This is a genomic window from Clostridia bacterium (assembly GCA_024653205.1).
Lineage (GTDB): Bacteria > Bacillota > DSM-521 > Neomoorellales > SLTJ01 > JANLFO01.
Window position 1 is genome coordinate 14,093 of record JANLFO010000012.1, and the last position, 18,161, is coordinate 32,253.

Here is an 18,161-nt window from a genome sequence, read left to right on the forward strand (position 1 = left end):
TGCTATTCAACCCCTGATGTCTCGACCCTGCCGGCCAGGCGGGCACACGGGAAAGGCCAGGCTTTGAGGATGCCGAACTGGGTAGAGAAGCTTAAAGCCCGGGTGGGAAGCGAACGGGTGCTGACCTCTCCCTCGGTACTGGCCTGCTATGCCCGGGATTTTTCCCTTACCGCAGCCGAGAGGCTGCCCGAGGCGGTAGTGCTGGTCCGGGCCGAAGAGGAGGCGGCCGCGGTGCTGGCGTTGGCTCAGGAGGAGCGGGTGCCGGTTGTCCCCCGCGGCGCCGGTACCGGCGTTGCCGGGGGTGCGGTTCCGGTACGGGGCGGGATCGTGCTGGACCTATCCCTCATGAACCGGTTAATCCGAATTGAGCCGGGGGAATCCCTGGTGATCCTGCAGCCGGGCGTGGTGTGGGCCGATCTCAACCGGGTGCTGGCGGGTTACGGTCTTTTTGCCCCCACGGTACCGGGCAGCGGCCGGGTATCTACCGTGGGAGGGGCCGTGGCTGCCGGCGGCAGTGGAATGCGGAGCCTGAAGTACGGCACGGTCCGGGAGCAAGTGCGCCGGCTGTCGGTAGTTCTACCCAACGGAGGGGCGGTGGAGCTAGGGGCCCTTACCTTCAAGTCCGCCTGCGGCTACGACCTCAAGGACCTTTTCGTGGGCTCCGAAGGAACGCTCGGGGTGATTACCGGGGTTGCCCTCCGGGTGTGGCCCCGGCCGCCGGCGGCGCTGTTAATCGAGGCGGAAACCGATCGCCCGGAAGAGATACCGGCGGTTCTCGGACGCCTGCGAGGAGCAGGCGTGGTTCCTTCCGCCTTTGAATTTATACCCCGCACCACTCTTGCCGTACTCGAAGAGGGCACGGGGGTCTCCGGGGGCCGTTTGATGATAGAATTTCAGGGGCCCCGGGCCGAGGTGGAAGGGGCACGGTCGGAGGTGTTGTCCGTCCTCGAGTCCGGCCGCGTGAGGGTTTGGGAAACCCCGCCCGAGCAGGCCGGGCGGTGGGACTGGTACGGAAGGGTTTACTTTCACCTCATCCGGCTGAGGCCGGCGGTGTGGGCAGAAGACTTGGGCGTGCCGGCAAAGGCCCTGCCGGCATTCCTCGATGAGGTCGCCGGTCTTTCGCGGGAGGCGGGTCTGCCGGTGGGCGTAATAGCCCATGCCGGAGAAGGGACCGTGCATTGCGTCGTCCCGGCAGACCGGAAGCGTCCGGCAGAGTGGGAGAAGGCCAACCGCCTGCGGGAAGAGCTTTACCGACGGGTGCTCGAGCTGGGCGGCACCGTAACGGCGGAACACGGGGTGGGCGTGACCCGCACCCCCTTTGCCCGCCGGGAACTCGGTCCGGCCCTTGGGGTCATGCGGCAGATCAAGAAAGCGCTTGATCCCAACTGGATCATGAACCCGGGCAAGCTGGGACTGGAGGACTAGTTCCTTGTCTGCCACCACCGAGGCCATTGATAGATGCGTAAACTGCGGCCTGTGCCGGCGCTCCTGCCCCCTGAGCGACGGTTGGGAGCCCCGGGGCGAGGTGGCTACGCCCAGGGGCAAGATAACGATTCTCAGGGAGATGCTTGCCGGGAGGCTGGAACCCGACGACACTGGCGCGGGCGAGTTCTGGTACCGCTGTACCCTGTGTGCTCAGTGCCAGCTGGATTGCCCGGCCCCGGTGCCCCTGGTCGACCTGGTGGCCGCCGCGCGCAGCCACCTCTTAGAGAGGGGGAAGGTTCCTTCGGGCGCCGGCTCGGTCCTGCGCCGGCTTCGCCTTTACGGCAACCCCTGGGGGCGGCCGGCGGACGAGAGAAACCCGGCGGCGGGAGCAGGTACGCGCCGGCCCGGCGAGACCGATGCCGTCCTCTATTTGGGGTGCCTGGCAGGCTACGATCGCCGGATCGCGCAGGCGGCAAATGCCCTGGTAGAGGTGCTGGTGGCGGCCGGGCTGGATTTTGCCCTCCTGGGGAAAGAGGAGCGCTGCTGCGGGGGCGAGGCCTACGCCCTCGGCGAAGAAGCGCTTTTCGATTCCATGCTCGAGGCCAACCTGGCGGTGTTCTCCCGTCACGGCATCCGGCGGATTATTGCCTTCTGTCCCCATTGCTACCACACGCTAAAGACCCTCTATCCCCGGCACCTGGACGTACGCCACTACACCGAGGTCTTGGCCGATCTCCTGCCGGGAGGCCTCGCTCCTCTGCGGGCCGGGCCTCCCAGGAAGGTGGCCTACCACGACCCCTGTCACCTGGGGCGCCGCCACGGCCTTTACCGCCCCCCGAGGGCAATCCTGGGCTCGCTTCCCGCCGTCTCCCTCCTGGCAATGGAGGCAGAGGGCGAGCGGGCCCTGTGCTGCGAGGCCGGCGGGGGCAGAATGTGGTACGACCCACCCCGGGGCAGATCCGGTTTGGCCTCCCGTATAGCGGACAATGCGCGGAGAGCCGGGGCGGAGGTACTGGCGGTAGCCTGTCCGTTCTGCCTTAGCGCCCTTGAGCCCGAGGCGAAGGAACGGGGCCTGGCGGTACTGGATGTCGCGGAAATGGCCAGGTCATGCTTGGGGAGGGTCTGAAGGGCAATGCGGGTAAAAGGGCGTTACTGCCGTGGGAGGGGCGAAGCTGCCGCCTTCACCCGGCTGGAATGGGTACAGGAGCAATGCCGGGAAAAGTTGGGGTTCAATCCCCGTCCCGGCACCGTAAACCTCAGAGTGAAGGCCGGGGATCTGGCCCGTTTGCGGCAGGTGGCGGAAGCCCGGGGGGTGGTCCTGGCTTCGCCGTGTCGCGAGTACTGCGATGCCTTCTGCCTTCCGGCCCGGCTGGGTCGGGCGGGGACCTTTGTGGAGGGAGCACTGGTATTTCCCCGGGTTGGCGACTACTACACGGACATGATCGAGTTCCTGTGTCCGGTGGAAGTAAAGAGCCGGTTTGAGCTTCAGGAAGAAGAAGAGATGGAACTGATAATCATCCGGCCGGACGCGAATGCAGGTGATTAGCATGGCGATTCACGTTTCCCGGAGGGTTGCTCCGGAGGGCTGGACTGCTTTCGAGACCGATCCTTATCTTACCGTGAGCAAGAGACGGCTGAACCAGCGCTGCCTGCCGTGCCTGGAAGGGCTCCTGGATCAGCTCAAGAAAGGCCGCCGGGAGGTCGCCCTTGGTCCGGCCTGGAGCTGCTGGAAGATAACCGTGGTGCTTCCGGACCTGGACCGTTGCTGGGCCTTCCTGGGGGCGTTTGAGGAGCTCTTCCCTCACGAGTACGTCTGCGGCAAGCTGGGAACCTCCGATCCCCGGCGTGCCACCCGGGTAGTGGTGTTTCACCTGGAGCACGCGACCCAGGTAGACGCCCTCCGGCCCAAGGTCAAGCAGTGTGCGGCGGCATCGGGGCAGGTTCGGGAGCTGAAGGTATCGCGGGGCTGTGCCGATCCGTACGAATACCTCCTGGGCCCGTGGCCGGAATGGCAGCCCGTTACGCCGCTACGGCATCCCGAGCGGGTGCCGGCGGTTCTCGAGAGGCTCCGGGCGCTGCTTTACGGCGAGGCTTCGGGCTAGCGAGGTTGGGCCCGGTTCAGCGGTCGTGGTTCACCGCCCGCCGCAGTTCGGCAACGGCCGCCGCCGGGTCGGGGTGGTTAAAGACGTAGGTGCCGGCCACCAGGATGGAGGCACCGGCTTCCGCCGCCCGCAGCCCGGTCTCAAGGCCTATGCCTCCGTCTACTTCTATCTCGCAGCCTAGGCTCCGCTTTTCTACGGTCTCCCTTAGGCGCGCGACCTTGGGGAGTACACCCGGAATAAAGTCCTGACCGCCGAAGCCGGGATTAACGGACATGACCAGTACCAGGTCGACTTCCTCCAGGATCTCCTCCACCGCCACCAGGGGAGTGGCCGGATTCAAGGCCACGCCCGCCTGCTTTCCCATCTCCCTTATCCTTTGGACTACCCGGTGGAGGTGAGGGCAGGCCTCCACGTGCACGGTAAGCAGATCGGCTCCGGCCTCGGCAAACGCCTCTATGAGCTGCTCGGGGTTGGAGACCATCAGGTGGACGTCGAAGAGGAGGCGGGAATGCGGGCGAAGCGCGCGCACCACCGCCGGACCCAGGGTGAGGTTGGGAACGAAGTGCCCGTCCATGATGTCCAGGTGTAAGAGGTCCGCTCCTGCCCCTTCTACCCTGGCAACTTCCTCCGCCAGGCGGCCGAAATTCGCGGCCAGAATCGAGGGGGCAATCTTTACTCCGGATTTTGGCTCCTGAAGCATGGCTCTCCTCCCCCGGGAAGGTCAGTAGTCCTTTTCGGCTCTAATTACTTCCTCCAGAAGCTCCAGGTAGTGGGAGTAGCGCTCCGCGTCGATTTCGCCCGCCTCCACCGCCGCCCGCACGGCGCAACCCGGCTCCTGGCGGTGAAGGCAGGAGGAAAAGCGGCAGCTGCCCGCCCGGCCGGCGATCTCCGGAAAACAGAAGCCCAGTTCTTCTCGACGCAGGGGCGGAAGCTGCAGTTGGGAGAAGCCGGGGGTGTCCGCCACCCACCCGCCTCCCGGAAGGCGCAGCAGCTCTACATGGCGCGTGGTGTGCCTGCCCCGCCCGATCTTCTCGCTGACCGTTCCCGTCTTGAGCCGGAGCCCGGGGAGCATGGCGTTGAGCAGGCTGGATTTCCCCGCCCCCGAGGGACCGGCGAAGACCGAAATGTTGTCCTGCAGCCTGGCCGCCAGGCCCTCCACCCCCTGGCCGGTAACCGCGCTGGTGACCAGTACCGGGTAACCCAGGCGGCCGTAAAGGGCCGGCAAAGGACCGGGCTCTCCGGCGGCCAGATCCACCTTGTTAAAGGTCACTACCGGCGCCAGGCCTATGGCTTCGGCCATCACCAGGAGCCGGTCCAGCAGCAACCGGTTTACGGGGGGCGCGGCCAGGGACATCACGATCACCACCTGGCGGACGTTGGCCACGGCCGGGCGCACCAGGCAGGACTCCCGGGGCAACACCTCTTCGATGGCCCCGGTATGTTCGGGCAGGAGACGAAAACGCACCCGGTCTCCCGGGACCACCTCCTGCCGGCGCCAGCGGTACTTACCCCTGAGGACGCAGCGCCGTACCTCCCCGTCAGCCTCTACGTCGAAGAACCCGCCTCGGGCACGCACAACCAGGCCTTCGCGGTAGGTCATGCGGTCTACCCCTTCAGAGGATGGTTGACCAAATAGGGCTGGTCGTCCAGGTACACGTCAAGGGTGCCGCTGCCGTAGAAGGTCACGGTAAGGACCACGGTTTCTCCGGGACCGTGTTCGCGATCATACACCTCCCGGTCCTGCCCCTTGGCGTCGCTGATGATAACCCGCACCCGGTGGGGTCGTCCGTCGTTGGGAACGAGGATGTTCTCTATCAGGGCCGTCCTGGCCAGGGGGCCCGGCCCGCGACTGATTACCAGGTCCACGGCGTCACCCTCCAGGGCTGCGGCCTGGGGCTTGGGGCGCTGATCGATAACCACGCCCGCAAAGTATTCGCTGCTTTCCTCCTTAGCCTGGGTCACCTGCCCCAGGTTGAGGCCGAGGCGCTCCAATTCCTTCTTGGCTTCCTCCAGCGTGCGGCCTATCAGGCTGGGAACGGTCACCGGCTTGGGTTTGGGCCCCAGGCTCACCACCAGGGTGATCTCCGATCCCTCCGCCACCGAACTCCCCGCGGGAGGGACGGTGCGGACAACGGTTCCGGCAGCAGCCTGCTCGTCGTAGACCTCCTGACGTTCCGAACTCACCCTCAAGTTGGCCTCTTCCAGGGTCAGCCGCGCCGCCCTTTCGGTAAACCCGGCAACGGGAGGCACCCGGGTCAAGGCGGGTCCCAGGCTGACGTCCAGAATGACCACCCGGAAACGCTTTACCCGTTCGTTCGCCGCCGGTTCCTGGCCGAGGACGTGGCCTTCCGGTACCTCGGCATCATGCCGCCGCTCCCCTATTTGCCAACGCAGTCCCACGGCGGTCAGGACCCGCTGGGCTTCTTCCAGGGCCAGGCCTTCTACGGCGGGCACTTCCACCTCCGCCACCCTCCAGTACAGCTGCCAGCCGGTGTAAAGCCCGTAAAGGGCCACGGCCAGGACAACCGGGAGAACCCACCAGCGCAGCCGCCGCCGTGGACGAGAAGCGTTCTCCTCCGCCGGGACCGGCGCCGGGGTGGCGGAAGCAGTCTTCCGCTCTTTGGGCAGCACCCGGGTGGGCTCGTCCTCGGGAGGGGCGGCCGTAGCTCTGACTTCGGCCGCCATTTCCGCCGCGCCGGCGTAACGCTCGGCGGGATCCTTGGCCAGGCCCTTCAGGATTACCCTTTCCAGGCCCGCGGGAATTTCCGGATTGAGAGAGCGAGGCGATGGGGGTTCGCTCTGCAGGTGCTGCATGGCCACAGAGAGCGGGGTCTCGCCCCGGAAGGGGAGGCTGCCCGTGAGCATTTCGAAAAAGACCACGCTGACGGAGTAGAGGTCGGACCGGGCGGTTGCTACCTCACCCTTGGCCTGCTCCGGAGAAAGGTAGGAGACCGAGCCGACTATGCTGCCCGGGAAGGTAACCGTGGCTTCGGTGGCCGCCCGGGCCAGTCCGAAATCGGTTATCTTTACCCTCCCGGCCGGAGTCACCAGTATGTTGTGGGGCTTGATGTCGCAGTGGACGATACCGTTGGCATGGGCGTGTTCCAGGCCCTCAAGGAGCTGCAGGAGATAGCCCACCGCTTCTTCCCAGGGCAAGGGAGCACGCTCCCGGATAATGTCCTTTAGCGTCCCGCCCGGGACGTACTCCATTACCAGGTAGTGGTAAGGCCCTTCCTCACCGACATCGTAGATGCTCACAATGTTGGGGTGAGAAAGCCTGGCCACGGCCTGGGCCTCGCGCCGAAAGCGGCGCACGAAGGCTTCGTCGCTGGCAAACTGCTCGCGCAGGATTTTGACGGTCACCGTACGGTTCAGGAGCTGGTCCTCGGCCCGGTAAACGACGGCCATGCCCCCGCCGCCGATAGTTTCCGTTAGGCGGTAGCGCCCGCCCAGAACTAGGTCCCGCAAGCGGTGTCTTCACCTCGCTGTCAACCGCAGGGCGTCGGCCAGCAACTCCCCGGCAATGGGGGCCGCCACCTCTCCGCCCGAGCCGCCGTTCTCCACCAGCACGGTCACCGCCACCCGGGGAGCTCCCGCCGGAGCAAACCCGGTGAACCAGGCATGCGCCGGGCCGTGGGGGTTCTCCGCGCTTCCCGTCTTTCCCGCCACCTCGATGCCCTTCAGTCGGGCCCTTTGCCCGGTGCCTTCCTTCACCGTTACGGTGAGGGCGCGCCTCAGGTAATCGGCAACGGAAGGGATGAACATCCGGCGCTCCTCACCGCAGGCGGCAACCGGGATGAGCTCTCCCCCCGGGTCCCTGCGGGCGGCAACGAGCCGAGGTGGCTCTAGAACTCCGCCGTTGGCTATGGCTGCCGTAATCATGGCCACGTGGAAGGGCGTTACCAGGACCGGGCCCTGGCCTATACCCGCCTCGGCAAGAGCGTTCCCGGTTAGCTCCCGTTCCGGAAAGCGGCTCCTGGTTACAGGCAGATCAAAGGCCCACTCGGCATTGAACCCCCACCCGGGGCACGCCCCTCGGAACGCTTCGCCCCCCAGCTCCAGGGCCAGTTGGGCGCAGGCTACATTGCAGGACTGGGCCAGCGCGCGGGAGAGATCGATCTCGCCGTGCGCGGACCAACAGTTCAGGCGCCGGCCTTCCACCACCAGAAAGCCGGGACAGTAATAGTGTTTGCCGGCCGAGGCCGGGTCCTTCTCTACCGCCAGGGCACAGGTAAGGATCTTGGCCACCGAGCCGGGGGGATAGAGACCGTTCAGGGCCCGGTTCAGCAGGGGCGCGTCCGGCCGCCTGCCGAGTTCCGCCCACTCCTCGTCTATCCTTCCGGGGTCAAACCCGGGAGTGCTGACCAGGGCCAGCACCTCCCCGGTGGCCGGGTTCGTTACTATTACCGCCCCGCGTCTCGCTGCCAGCAGTTCCGCGGCCCGCCTCTGCAGACCGGCATCCAGAGTGAGCACCACATCGTAACCCTCTCCCGCCCGGCCGATGAGGCGCCGGAGCCAGTTGACGGCGCCTTGCGTTCCCGTTTTCCCTGCCAGCCATTCTTCGGCCGCCTGCTCCACCCCGGTTTTCCCGTGCCGGTGCGATATATACCCGATAACGTGGGCGGCAGCGGGCCCGAGCGGATAAACCCGTTCGTTTCCCCGGCTTTGGGCTAGCATTTCGCCGTTTCGGTCGAGAATTCCTCCTCGGTTTACCGTTCGGGCCTCCAACTCCCGGCGGGGGTTCAACGGGTGGGCGGCGAGCTCGGGAGCCCGGGCCAGGTAGAAGTAGCCGAGATAAGCCATCAGGCCGGCGAAGCCCAAGACGAAGGCCAGGCTGAGGGTCCGGAACTGCCGCTTCATGTCAGCTCTTCCTCCGGCCCTGTTCTGCGGCCGCCCAGTTGCAGGAGCAGGCCGATCACCAGGTAGAATACCACCGTGGAACTGCCGCCGTAGCTGAATAGGGGCAGGGTGACCCCGGTGAGCGGGAAGAGCCTGGTTACTCCTGCCAGGAGTACGAGGCTCTGCAGGGCGAGGAGCGCGGTCAGGCCTCCGGCCAGCAGGGAGCCCGCGGCATCCTGGCTTTGGGCTGCGATCCCAAACCCGCGCCAGGCCAAGACCAGGTAGAGGCCGATCACTCCCAAGGCACCGGCCAGACCCATTTCCTCGGCCAGAACGGCGAACAGGTAATCGGTAGCCGACGCCGGGATGAGGTGGCCGTAGCCCCGCCCCACCCCGGTCCCGACCAGGCCGCCCTCCGCCAGGGCGAAAAGACCCTGCAACACCTGGTACCCCGCTCCGTAGGCCTCGGACCACGGATCGAGCCATACCCAGATTCTCTCCTGCACGTGCCCGAACAGGTGATAGCCGGCCACCAGTCCCGCCAGCAGTAGTGCTGCTCCGGTTACCAGATAGAGGGATCGCCCGGTGGCCAGGTAAAGCATCGTCACCAGCGTGCAAAACAGTATCAGCCCGGCCCCCAGGTCCCGCTGTACGGCCACCAGCAGGAGCGAGAGGCCCCAGATCGCGCCCAGGGGCACCAGGGCCTGGGGGGCGGGGAGCCCTATTCTCCCCCAGGACCGCCAGTTCACGGAAAGGAGCTCGCGGTGCTCGTCCAGATATCCGGCCAGGGAAACGACCATCAGCAGCTTGACCGCCTCGACCGGCTGAAAACGAAGGACGCCGAGGCTCAGCCAGCTCTTGGCCCCGCCTATCCTGGTGCCCACCGCCAGGGTGGCGCCGAGCAGGACCAGGGCGAGGACGGCGGCGGAATACCTGTATTCCAGGAGGGTGCGGTAGTCGGGCAGCAGGGCAAGCAGGCACAGGCCGCCAAGGCCGATCAGCACCCACAGCACCTGACGGTCGGCGAGTGCGGGCTCAAGACCATAGAGTTCCACCAGTCCCAGAAGGTTGAGAAGATAGGCGGCGGGAAGCAGTACGGTATCGGTTTGGGGCCAGCGCCACCGTTTGACCGCGTAGACGGCCCAGTAGCCGCCCAGCAGACCGGCCAGGCGCCACAGACGCTCGCCGCCTTCCCCGGACCGGTAGAGGTGCACCACGAGGAGCAGCAGGAAGAGGGAAACGATCAGCAGCAGTTTTGCCTCCAGACCCCTATTCATAGCGGATCAGCACGGCGGTGACGTTGTCCGGTGCCCCGCGGGTGAGGGCGAGGGCAAAGAGCCGGTCGAGCAGGGCGTCGAGTCCGGTGTTCGTCCGCAACACCGCTTCCAGTTCCGAGGCCGAAACCAGCGAGGAAAGGCCGTCCGTGCATAGGAGCAGCAGATCCCCGGCTTCCAGCGGCATTACCAGGCTGTCCACCGCCACCTCCGGTTCCGTGCCCACGGCGCGGGTGAGAACGTGCCGCTGCGGATGATGGCGGGCGGCTTCCGGGCCCAGTCCGCCCAGACGGCGCATCTCCTCCGCCAGGGAATGGTCCTGGGTCAGTTTGCGCAGACGGCCCCTCCGGTAGTGGTAGGCGCTGCTGTCGCCCACGTGACCCAGGTATAGGTTGGAGTCGAGCAGCCAGGCCACGGTCAGGGTCGTCCCCATTCCCCGGTGTTCGGCGCAGGTTTGTCCTTCCAGGAACACCTGGCGGTTGGCCTCCCGGATGGCCTCCATCAACCGCTCTCGGGGTGGGCCCGACGGGACCTCCTCCAGCGCCCTTTCTACCGTCCGAACCGCCAGCCAGCTGGCCACCTCCCCGGCCAGGTGCCCGCCCAGGCCGTCGGCTACGGCAAATACTCCCAACTCCTCCCTGACCAGGAAGGCGTCTTCATTCTCCTTGCGTACCAAACCCGGATGCGTCCTTGCCTGAGCTTCCACGGCCCCTCACCCCAGGAATTTTAAAGTGGTGTCTCCCAAGGTAATCCTATCCCCGGCACTGATCCTGGCCGGTCCCCGAAGCCGAACCCCGTTGATGTAGGTACCGTTGGTACTCCCGGCATCCTGAACCCAATAGTCTTGCCCCCGCCGGACGAGGACGGCGTGCCGGGCGGAAACCGTCGGTGCCGGCAGCACGATGTCGTTGTGCGGATCCCGGCCGATGGTCACATACTCCTTCAGAGAAAACACCGGGCCTTTCTTGCCGGTGGGATCAAGCACCACCAGGCGGGCTCCGGGCGGACCTTCGGTCGGCCCAGTCCCCTCTTTGGCCCTATGCAGGTCCTGCCAGGCCGCCCGAATAATCTGTGCCAGGAACCAGTAAAGCAGGACCAGGAAGAGGTAACGCAGGGCGGTGATCAGGACGTCTAGTAATGCCATTCTACCTCCAGTTCGCTGTCTCCTATTTGAATGCGGTCTCCGGGCCGGAGGGGTTGCCGGTGGACCCTCTGACCGTTGATGTAGGTGCCGTTGGTGCTGTCCAGGTCGATAAGCCAATAGAGCTCCTGGCGCCTTTCGATTACCGCGTGCTGCCGGGACACGTTCGGGTCGGTCAATACCAGGTGGCACCCGGGCCGGCGGCCGATGAGTACTTCCTCCTGGCCCAAGGCCACGCTGAGGCCGCTGTCCGGTCCCCGCACCACCTTCAGCGTTACCCGGTGGTTCGCCTGCTCGGCGGAGGGTTCCGGTTCGTCTTCGCTGAAGCGGCTGTGCAGACGCAGGCGGCCCGACGGCAGAGCCTCGTCCACTTCCAGCCGCACTTGGGGTTTGCCTACCAGGGTAAACCCCCGTTCGGCCGCCTTCTCCTCCAGGTAGGCGCCCAATTCCTCGGTCAGAGCCTGTTCCATGGCGCTCAGGGCAATCCAGTCGTCGCTGCTGAGGTATACGAGATAGCGGTTGGGCACGTATATCCGCTTCACGCTTATCTTCTTGTGGGAGCCCATTTCCCGCAGCAATTTCTTGGCGATTTCTACCGGCTGGATTCCTGCTCCTACGGTTCGGCGACCGGTGCTTTCCCACCACGCGCTGAGGCGTTCTTCCAACTGCCGCAACCAGGCCACGGCCTATCCCTCCGCCGTCACCCACCCCGCAACTGTCCGCAGGCGGCGCTGATGTCTGCTCCCCGCTCCTCCCGCAGGCTGGCCTCCAGTCCGAACCTCTCCAGGACTTCCCTGAAGGCCCGGACCCCTTCCGGGGATGGGGGGCGAAAGTCCTTTCCTCTCACGGAGTTGTAGGGTATGAGATTCACCTGACAAGGTATTCCCCTGAGCAACTCCCCCAGCCGCCTGGCGTGCCGCGGGGAATCGTTTATTCCCGCCAGCAGCAGGTAGGCGAAGGTGACGCGGCGGCGCGTCCGGGAGGCGTAGTGCCGGCAGGCGGACAGCAGTTCGGCCAAAGGGAACCGCCGGTTGATCGGCAGCAGCCGGTTGCGCAACTCGTCGTCCGCAGCGTGCAGGGACACGGCCAGGCGTACCGAAAGGCCTTCCTCTGCCAGCCGGCGGATGCCCGGAACTACGCCGCAGGTGGACACGGTAACGCGGCGCTGGCCCAGGTTCAGTCCCTCGGGGTGGCTCAGGATGCGGATGCTCTTCACCACCGCCTCGTAATTCAGCAGCGGCTCCCCCATTCCCATGTAGACCACGTTGGTTACCGCTTCCCCGCCGTCTTCGGCCGCCAGTCTGCGGTTCCAGAAGTAGACCTGCCCTACCAGTTCCGACGGCCGCAGGTTGCGCCGGAACCCCAGTTCACCGGTAGCGCAGAAACGGCAGGCCAGGGCACAGCCGATCTGGCTGGAAATGCAGGTGCTCACCCGGTCGCGCGTGCGGCGGCGGGGATACAGCATCAGGACCGTCTCCGCTCCCTCTCCGTCCGGGAACCGCAGGAGGCACTTTCGGGTCTGCCCGTCGGCGGAAACCAGCTGCCGCTCCGGCACCGGCGAGCCGATATGACTCCTCTCCGCCAGGACCCGGCGCAGGCTGCGGGGAAGGTCGGTCATTTCCTCGAAGGCGGTGCTGCCCCGCCGGTGGATCCAGGCGAACAACTGTTCGGCCCGGTAGGGTTCGGCACCCAGTTCCTTTACCAGAGTCTGCATTTCCGCCCAATCCAAGTCTCGCAGATCTATTCTATCCATCGTTCCGCCCCCTTACCGCTTGCGCAGGCGGGCGATGAAGAAGCCGTCGGTGCCGTGCACGTGGGGGTAAAGCTGCAGCCAGCCCTGGGCTGCCTGTTGCCGGTCCTCGGGTCGCGGCAGGGGCCTGGGCAGGTGCGAATTGAGATCTTCGGGTACGAGATCGGGATGCCGGTCCCGCAGCTCCCGTACCACCTCCTGGTTCTCCTCCGGCTCCACCGTGCAGGTGCTGTAGACCAGAACCCCGCCGGAGGGCAGCAGCGCCCAGGCGGCCTCGAGCAGTTCCAGCTGGAGTGCGGGAAGGACGGCCAGGTCCCGGGGATTCTTCTTCCAGCGGGCGTCGGCCCGGCGGCGCAGCACCCCCAGCCCCGAACAGGGTGCGTCTACCAGTACGAATTCAGGCGTATCGTCGACCAGATCCGGCAGCCGGCGGGCATCCGCGGCCAGGGAACGCACGCAGGTTACTCCCAGGCGCGCGCAGGCCCGGCGGAGAAGGCGCAGGCGTCCGGGCTGCCGGTCTACCGCCAGGATGTCTCCCCGGTTATGATTCAGTTGGGCCAGGTGCGTGGTCTTGGTGCCCAGCCCGGCGCAGGCGTCCACCGTAAGTGATTGCTCCCGGGGCGAAAGCGCGTGGCTGACCACCATAGAACCCTCATCTTGGAAGACGTAATGCCCGGCCTGCAGCCCGGGCAGGTCCTCCAGAAAGGAGAGCCCCTCTACCACCAGACCCTCGGGAGCATACCCGGACTCCCGGACTTCCTGCCCCCGGGCCTTGAATTCCGCTGCCACCTCCCGGGGTTCTCGCTTCAGAGTGTTTACCCGCACGGCCAGAGGGGGGGGGCGGTTGGCGGCCTCCATCAGGGCCTCCGTCCATTCCCTGCCCCACCGCCGCAGCCAGCGCTGGACCAGCCAGGGGGGGTGAGAATGCTTGAGCGCGAGGTGAGTAACGGGATCGGCGGAAAAGGGAGGAAGATCGGGGCGACCGTTCCGCGCCAGGCTTCGCAGCACGGCGTTTACCAGGCCGGCCGTGCGTGGGGCGTACTTCTTGGCGAGCTCTACCGCAGTATCGCAGGCGGCCGAGGCCGGTATCCGATCCAGGTACAGAATCTGGTAAGCCGCCAGCCGCAGGATATTCCTGGCCCAGGGGGGAGTTCCCGCCATCCCGCGCGGAAGCCAGCGCCCCAAAGCCCAGTCCAGAGTCAGGCGCCGCTTCACCGTACCGCTCACCAATTCGGTTACCAGGGACCGGTCCAAACGACCGAGGGGGCTCGCGGACAAGGCCCGGGTAGTGGCCAGGTCGCTGAACGCCCCCCTTTCGTTCACGCTGAAGATGACCCTTAGGGCCAGCTCGCGCGCGGCGATTCCCGCCTTCTCTATTCTTCCCTACCCCCCATGGCGGAAGAAATGAGGAGGAGGCGGATCAGGTTGAGCACGGCCATAAGCGCGGCCGCCAGATAGGTTAAGGCCGCGGCGCCCAGCACTTCCCGCGCCGCCCGGATTTCCTGCCGGTGCACGTAACCGCCGGTGGACAACAGGGCAATGGCGCGGTTGCTGGCGTTAAACTCCACCGGGAGAGTGATCAGCTGGAATAAGACCACACCCACGAAGGCGTACACCCCGATACGCGCCAGTTCCGGCCAGCCGAGGATTATTCCCAGGAACAGGAGCGGGAAGGCCAGGTTGGAGCCCAGCTGAGCAACGGGAACGAAGGCCGAGCGCAGGTACAGCGGCAGGTAGCGGGTATGATGCTGGATGGCATGGCCTGCCTCGTGGGCCGCAACCCCGATGGCCGCCAGGGAACTGCTCTGGTATACTTCCGGCGAAAGCCGCAGTATTCGGGCCCGGGGGTCGTAATGGTCACCCAGAGTGCGGGGAGTAACCTCGATGCGTACGTTCCTAACTCCCGCCCGATCGAGCAACTGGCGGGCCACCGCCGCGCCGGTCAGGCCGCTCGAGGCCGGAACCCGCAGGTAGCGCTGGTAGGTGGACTGAACCTTGGCCTGAGCGTAGAGGGCCAGGACAATGGCCGGCACCAACAGTATCAGGGTGGGATCAAACAAGGGAAACCACATTAACTCTTTCCCCTCCTCTATGTTCTCCCGTGGTCGGATCTTGCGCCCGAACTGTTATAACAATTGCCTACCCTTTCGCTCCTATTATACGGCACCGCTTCGACAACAATCAAGGATACCGGGTGCCGGATTGCGCACCGCCTTCTCGGCCAATCCCCGGCGGCGCAGGAGACGGCTCAAGGAGAGTCTAGCCTGACGGGCCCTGGTCTATCCGGTATACCCGCAGCGCGCGGTCGGTGAAGAGTATCCCGTCCAGGTGGTCGATCTCGTGCTGAAGGGCCCGGGCCAAAAGCCCCGTTCCCTCTACCCGCACGGTGGCCCCTTTGCGATCCCAGCCTTCTACCACCACTCGTTCCGATCGCGGTACTTCCCCCTCCAGGCCGGGTATGCTGAGGCACCCTTCGGGACCCACCTCCCGTCCCTCCCGCCGTATTATCTCGGGATTGACCAGTTCTATAAGGCCCTCACCCACGTCCACCACTATTACCCGCTTGGAAACGCCGATCTGCGGTGCCGCCAGCCCCACGCCCAGGGCCGCATACATGGTATCGGCCAGGTTGTCCAGCAGCCTCTCTACGTGGGGAGTGATTTTGGGCACCGGCCGAGCCTTCTGGCGCAGGACGTCGCTGCCCACGCGCAGGATCTGATATACCGCCATGGACTACCTCCCTCGGACTCCCTCAGATGAGCAGTAACGGATTTACGTCTACCGCAATTTTGACCCCGCGGCCGGGTTTATACCCGTCCAGACCGGCCCGGGCCGTCTCTCGCAGCCGCGCCGGCGGGCTCCCCTTTATTATAATCTGATAACGGTACCTTCCCTGCAAGCGGGAGATCGGCGCGGGCGCGGGTCCGAGTACACTCACCCCTTCCGGAGCGCAGGAGCCGAGCCGGGCATAGATCTCCTCGGCGGCCGCGCGCGCTTCCTCCTCTTTGGGTGCGCTGGCCATGATCAGCAGCAGGTGGCTGAAAGGAGGATAGCGAAGACGGCGTCGCTGCCGCAGCTCCTGTTCGTAGAAGGCCGGGTAGTCGTGCCGGGAAGCCGCCCGGACGCTGTAGTCCTCCGGTGAGTAGGTCTGTATCACCACCTCCCCCGATCTATCCCCCCTTCCTGCCCGGCCCGCCACCTGGGTCAGCAGCTGAAAAGTGCGCTCCCGGGCGCGGAAGTCGGGCAGATTCAGGGTGGTGTCGGCATTGATTACGCCTACCAGGGTGACCCGGGGGAAGTTGAAACCCTTGGCCACCATCTGGGTGCCCAGCAGGATGTCCGCCTCACCGCGGCTGAAGGCTTCGTAGACCTGCTGGTGCACTCCCCGCTGGCGTGCGGCGTCCGCGTCCAGGCGGAGCACCCGGGCCCGGGGCCAATGCTTTCGCAGTTCCTCTTCTACCCTCTGCGTCCCGGCACCCAATCCCATCCAATCCCGGCTCCCGCAGGCCGGGCAGGAAGGGACCTCCGCCAGGGAGAAACCGCAGTAATGGCAGCGGAGGTGCCGGTCGCTCAGGTGGTAGGTAAGGGGAATGTCGCAGGCGCGGCACCTCAGGGGCTGCCCGCACTGCCTGCAGATCAGGACCGGGTGGTATCCGCGCCGGTTGAGAAACAGTATTGCCTGTTCGCCCCGGCCGAGCACTTCCTCCAGCCGCCGGTGCAGGTAGCGGCTGAAGATGCCCGGGTTGCCCTGCCGCAGTTCCTCGCGCATGTCTATGATCACGGCTCCGGGCAGCTCGCGTTGGTCCACCCTTTCGTCCAGCACCAGCAGCCGGATGAGCCCGCGCCGGGCCCAGTAATAGGTTTCCAGGGAAGGGGTGGCGCTTCCCAGGAGAAGCACCGCCGAGGCCTGACGGGCCCGCTTCCAGGCTACCTCCCGGGCGTGATACCGGGGCGGCACTTCCTGCTTGTAACTGGTTTCGTGCTCCTCGTCCACCACTATCAAACCCAGGCGCGGGACGGGGGCGAATACCGCCGAACGCGCGCCCACCACTATGCCCGCCTCGCCCCGGGCCAGCCTCTGCCAGGCCCGCCGCCGCTCCTCCACGGAGAGCTGGCTGTGGAGTATGGCTACCCGGGGGCCGAAGCGCTCGCGGAGATAGCCTACGGTCTGGGGGGTGAGGGCGATCTCCGGCACCAGGAACAGGGCCTGCCTCCCTGCGGCCACGGCAAGGGCAATGGCCTGCAGGTACACCTCCGTCTTGCCGCTGCCGGTAACCCCGTGCAGAAGAAAGGCGCGAAACTGCCCGGACTGCACTGCGGCCCCCACCTCGGCCAGGGCCTTCTGCTGCGCCGGGGTGAGCCTGAAGGGAGACGGCCCGATCGGGGGAGCGGCCTGCTCCGCCGGCCGCGGACCCACCCTTACCAGGCCGCGCCTTTCCAGGCCCCGCACCGCCGGGCGCCCTGCCGCCAGCCGCTGCAGGGGCAGGAAGGCACGCTCCGGCTCGGCCAGCAACTCCGCCAGCACCTGCGCCTGCCGGGGCGCCCTCCGGAGGAGTTGCTCGCAGGCGGCCGCAGCCTCTTCCGGGGAAACGGCCAGGCTCACCACCGCCTCGCCGGCGCGGGGCGGCTGCAGCAGCCACACCGGGCCCAGGGCCTTCAAGGCCACTCCCAGAGGGCAGAGATAGGTCTCGGACACCCATTTCGCCAGTTCCAGGAGTTCGGAATCGAAGGCGGGCAATTCCCCTATGACCCGGTCCAGCTCCCGGGTTTCCGCCACCGGGCACTCCGGCGTGAGCTCCACCACCCAGCCCCTGACCTTTCTGGAGCGAAGGGGCACTTCCACCCGGGAGCCCACCTGTACCCTCGCCCGGAGGGCCGGGGGCACCCGGTAGAAGTACGGCTCGGCGGCGGGTCTACCGCCCACGGTCAGGATAACCGCGGCGTACAGTTCTTCCGTTACCGTTCCCTCCCCTGGTATACCCTCCCTCACCAGATGACAGGTTCGCGCCGGGAAGACTTCCTTCCTGCCGGAGCGGGAGCGCAGAGAGATCCGGTGCTTGACGAACGCCGGGAATAAAACGGCAGCAAAGCCTTAGAATTACTTGCTCTGCTGCCGCCCGGTGGTGCCAGATGCGAGCGGAGTATACGGGGGTGTACGCCAGCGCGGTTGCCGTTGCCGGTATGGCTGTTTAAGGAAGGATTCTTGCCCTCAAGGCAGAAGATATTAGTTGCCAATTGAACACAGTTCGGGGACGGGTGACTCTGGGGTGACTCCCGGAGGAGAGGGAAGCCGGTGCAAATCCGGCGCGGTCCCGCCACTGTGAGGGGGATCGGCCCTGCATAAGGCCACTGGGCACAGAGCCGGGAAGGCGCAGGGACGAGATGAACCCGAGCCAGGAAACCTGCCCGTCCCGGACACCGTTGATCTACGCGTGATAGGGAGGTGTCTCGGGTGCTCGGCCCAGGAGTACGGGCAAGGGACGCCCCGGTCCGCGCGGGATCGGGGCTTTTCGTTTGCCGGTTTGAGTGAGTCTTGACCGATCGGTTCGGCCGGCAGCCGACCTGCGAGGTACTGCGAGGCCGCCCACTTACTTGCCAAAAAGCAACTTCGAGGAGGGAAGCTGACCTTG

17 protein-coding genes and 1 riboswitch are annotated in these 18,161 nt (G+C 66.1%); of the genes, 4 read left to right on the forward strand and 13 right to left on the reverse strand.

What is annotated here, in order from left to right; translation table 11 throughout:
- Positions 1 to 69 precede the first annotated feature (69 nt).
- Genes NUV99_07415 through NUV99_07430 form a run of 4 tightly spaced genes read left to right on the forward strand, consistent with a single transcriptional unit; the run spans position 70 to position 3,527 of the window.
- Complete coding sequence (locus tag NUV99_07415; protein ID MCR4419936.1) at positions 70 to 1,425, forward strand: FAD-binding oxidoreductase; 1,356 nt, start codon at positions 70 to 72, stop codon at positions 1,423 to 1,425.
- 4 nt (positions 1,426 to 1,429) lie between these two features.
- Positions 1,430 to 2,551, forward strand: a complete 1,122-nt coding sequence (locus NUV99_07420) for a (Fe-S)-binding protein (GenBank protein ID MCR4419937.1) — start codon at positions 1,430 to 1,432, stop codon at positions 2,549 to 2,551.
- A gap of 6 nt (positions 2,552 to 2,557) precedes the next feature.
- Positions 2,558 to 2,971 carry a CTP-dependent riboflavin kinase gene (locus NUV99_07425; protein ID MCR4419938.1) on the forward strand — a complete coding sequence of 138 codons (414 nt, stop codon included), beginning with the start codon at positions 2,558 to 2,560 and terminating at the stop codon, positions 2,969 to 2,971.
- Position 2,972: 1 nt separating this feature from the next.
- Positions 2,973 to 3,527, forward strand: a complete 555-nt coding sequence (locus NUV99_07430) for a hypothetical protein (protein ID MCR4419939.1) — start codon at positions 2,973 to 2,975, stop codon at positions 3,525 to 3,527.
- A 16-nt stretch (positions 3,528 to 3,543) separates the two neighbouring features.
- On the opposite strand, the gene rpe is transcribed toward NUV99_07430, so the two are convergent.
- The 13 genes from rpe to priA form a co-directional block, all read right to left on the reverse strand.
- Entirely contained in the window at positions 3,544 to 4,227 is a 684-nt protein-coding gene (gene rpe, locus NUV99_07435) for a ribulose-phosphate 3-epimerase (GenBank protein ID MCR4419940.1), read from the reverse strand.
- Positions 4,228 to 4,248: 21 nt separating this feature from the next.
- Positions 4,249 to 5,127 (reverse strand): ribosome small subunit-dependent GTPase A, encoded by an 879-nt coding sequence (rsgA, locus tag NUV99_07440; GenBank protein ID MCR4419941.1) that lies wholly within the window; start codon positions 5,125 to 5,127, stop codon positions 4,249 to 4,251.
- 5 nt (positions 5,128 to 5,132) lie between these two features.
- On the reverse strand, positions 5,133 to 6,995 hold the full coding sequence (gene pknB / locus NUV99_07445; GenBank protein ID MCR4419942.1) for a Stk1 family PASTA domain-containing Ser/Thr kinase: 1,863 nt from the start codon (positions 6,993 to 6,995) through the stop codon (positions 5,133 to 5,135).
- 9 nt (positions 6,996 to 7,004) lie between these two features.
- Positions 7,005 to 8,387 carry a penicillin-binding transpeptidase domain-containing protein gene (locus NUV99_07450; protein ID MCR4419943.1) on the reverse strand — a complete coding sequence of 461 codons (1,383 nt, stop codon included), beginning with the start codon at positions 8,385 to 8,387 and terminating at the stop codon, positions 7,005 to 7,007.
- Positions 8,384 to 9,643, reverse strand: a complete 1,260-nt coding sequence (locus NUV99_07455) for an FtsW/RodA/SpoVE family cell cycle protein (GenBank protein MCR4419944.1) — start codon at positions 9,641 to 9,643, stop codon at positions 8,384 to 8,386. Before NUV99_07455 ends, NUV99_07450 begins: the two co-directional genes overlap by 4 nt.
- Positions 9,636 to 10,346 (reverse strand): Stp1/IreP family PP2C-type Ser/Thr phosphatase, encoded by a 711-nt coding sequence (locus tag NUV99_07460; protein ID MCR4419945.1) that lies wholly within the window; start codon positions 10,344 to 10,346, stop codon positions 9,636 to 9,638. The genes NUV99_07455 and NUV99_07460 overlap by 8 nt, the downstream gene beginning before the upstream one ends.
- 6 nt (positions 10,347 to 10,352) lie before the next feature.
- Complete coding sequence (locus NUV99_07465) at positions 10,353 to 10,784, reverse strand: FHA domain-containing protein (protein MCR4419946.1); 432 nt, start codon at positions 10,782 to 10,784, stop codon at positions 10,353 to 10,355.
- The gene (locus NUV99_07470; GenBank protein ID MCR4419947.1) at positions 10,772 to 11,464 is read right to left on the reverse strand and encodes a DUF3662 domain-containing protein; all 693 of its coding nucleotides are present in this window, start codon (positions 11,462 to 11,464) and stop codon (positions 10,772 to 10,774) included. The genes NUV99_07465 and NUV99_07470 overlap by 13 nt, the downstream gene beginning before the upstream one ends.
- Before the next feature lie 17 nt (positions 11,465 to 11,481).
- On the reverse strand, positions 11,482 to 12,534 hold the full coding sequence (rlmN, locus tag NUV99_07475; protein MCR4419948.1) for a 23S rRNA (adenine(2503)-C(2))-methyltransferase RlmN: 1,053 nt from the start codon (positions 12,532 to 12,534) through the stop codon (positions 11,482 to 11,484).
- Positions 12,535 to 12,546: 12 nt separating this feature from the next.
- Positions 12,547 to 13,908, reverse strand: a complete 1,362-nt coding sequence (gene rsmB / locus NUV99_07480) for a 16S rRNA (cytosine(967)-C(5))-methyltransferase RsmB (GenBank protein MCR4419949.1) — start codon at positions 13,906 to 13,908, stop codon at positions 12,547 to 12,549.
- The gene (locus NUV99_07485; protein ID MCR4419950.1) at positions 13,905 to 14,603 is read right to left on the reverse strand and encodes a zinc metallopeptidase; all 699 of its coding nucleotides are present in this window, start codon (positions 14,601 to 14,603) and stop codon (positions 13,905 to 13,907) included. Before NUV99_07485 ends, rsmB begins: the two co-directional genes overlap by 4 nt.
- 187 nt (positions 14,604 to 14,790) lie before the next feature.
- The gene (gene def, locus NUV99_07490; protein MCR4419951.1) at positions 14,791 to 15,261 is read right to left on the reverse strand and encodes a peptide deformylase; all 471 of its coding nucleotides are present in this window, start codon (positions 15,259 to 15,261) and stop codon (positions 14,791 to 14,793) included.
- A gap of 22 nt (positions 15,262 to 15,283) precedes the next feature.
- On the reverse strand, positions 15,284 to 17,521 hold the full coding sequence (gene priA, locus NUV99_07495) for a primosomal protein N' (protein ID MCR4419952.1): 2,238 nt from the start codon (positions 17,519 to 17,521) through the stop codon (positions 15,284 to 15,286).
- Between the two features lie 247 nt (positions 17,522 to 17,768).
- Positions 17,769 to 17,956: riboswitch (cobalamin riboswitch) on the forward strand.
- Positions 17,957 to 18,161: the final 205 nt, after the last annotated feature.

Coding starts and splice junctions, on each gene's coding strand:
- NUV99_07415 (MCR4419936.1), top strand. CDS start 70: ATGCCGAACTGGGTAGAGAAGCTTAAAGCCCGGGTGGGAAGCGAACGG.
- NUV99_07425 (MCR4419938.1), top strand. CDS start 2,558: ATGCGGGTAAAAGGGCGTTACTGCCGTGGGAGGGGCGAAGCTGCCGCC.
- NUV99_07430 (MCR4419939.1), top strand. CDS start 2,973: ATGGCGATTCACGTTTCCCGGAGGGTTGCTCCGGAGGGCTGGACTGCT.
- rpe (MCR4419940.1), bottom strand. CDS start 4,227: ATGCTTCAGGAGCCAAAATCCGGAGTAAAGATTGCCCCCTCGATTCTG.
- rsgA (MCR4419941.1), bottom strand. CDS start 5,127: ATGACCTACCGCGAAGGCCTGGTTGTGCGTGCCCGAGGCGGGTTCTTC.
- NUV99_07450 (MCR4419943.1), bottom strand. CDS start 8,387: ATGAAGCGGCAGTTCCGGACCCTCAGCCTGGCCTTCGTCTTGGGCTTC.
- NUV99_07455 (MCR4419944.1), bottom strand. CDS start 9,643: ATGAATAGGGGTCTGGAGGCAAAACTGCTGCTGATCGTTTCCCTCTTC.
- NUV99_07465 (MCR4419946.1), bottom strand. CDS start 10,784: ATGGCATTACTAGACGTCCTGATCACCGCCCTGCGTTACCTCTTCCTG.
- rlmN (MCR4419948.1), bottom strand. CDS start 12,534: ATGGATAGAATAGATCTGCGAGACTTGGATTGGGCGGAAATGCAGACT.
- NUV99_07485 (MCR4419950.1), bottom strand. CDS start 14,603: ATGTGGTTTCCCTTGTTTGATCCCACCCTGATACTGTTGGTGCCGGCC.
- def (MCR4419951.1), bottom strand. CDS start 15,261: ATGGCGGTATATCAGATCCTGCGCGTGGGCAGCGACGTCCTGCGCCAG.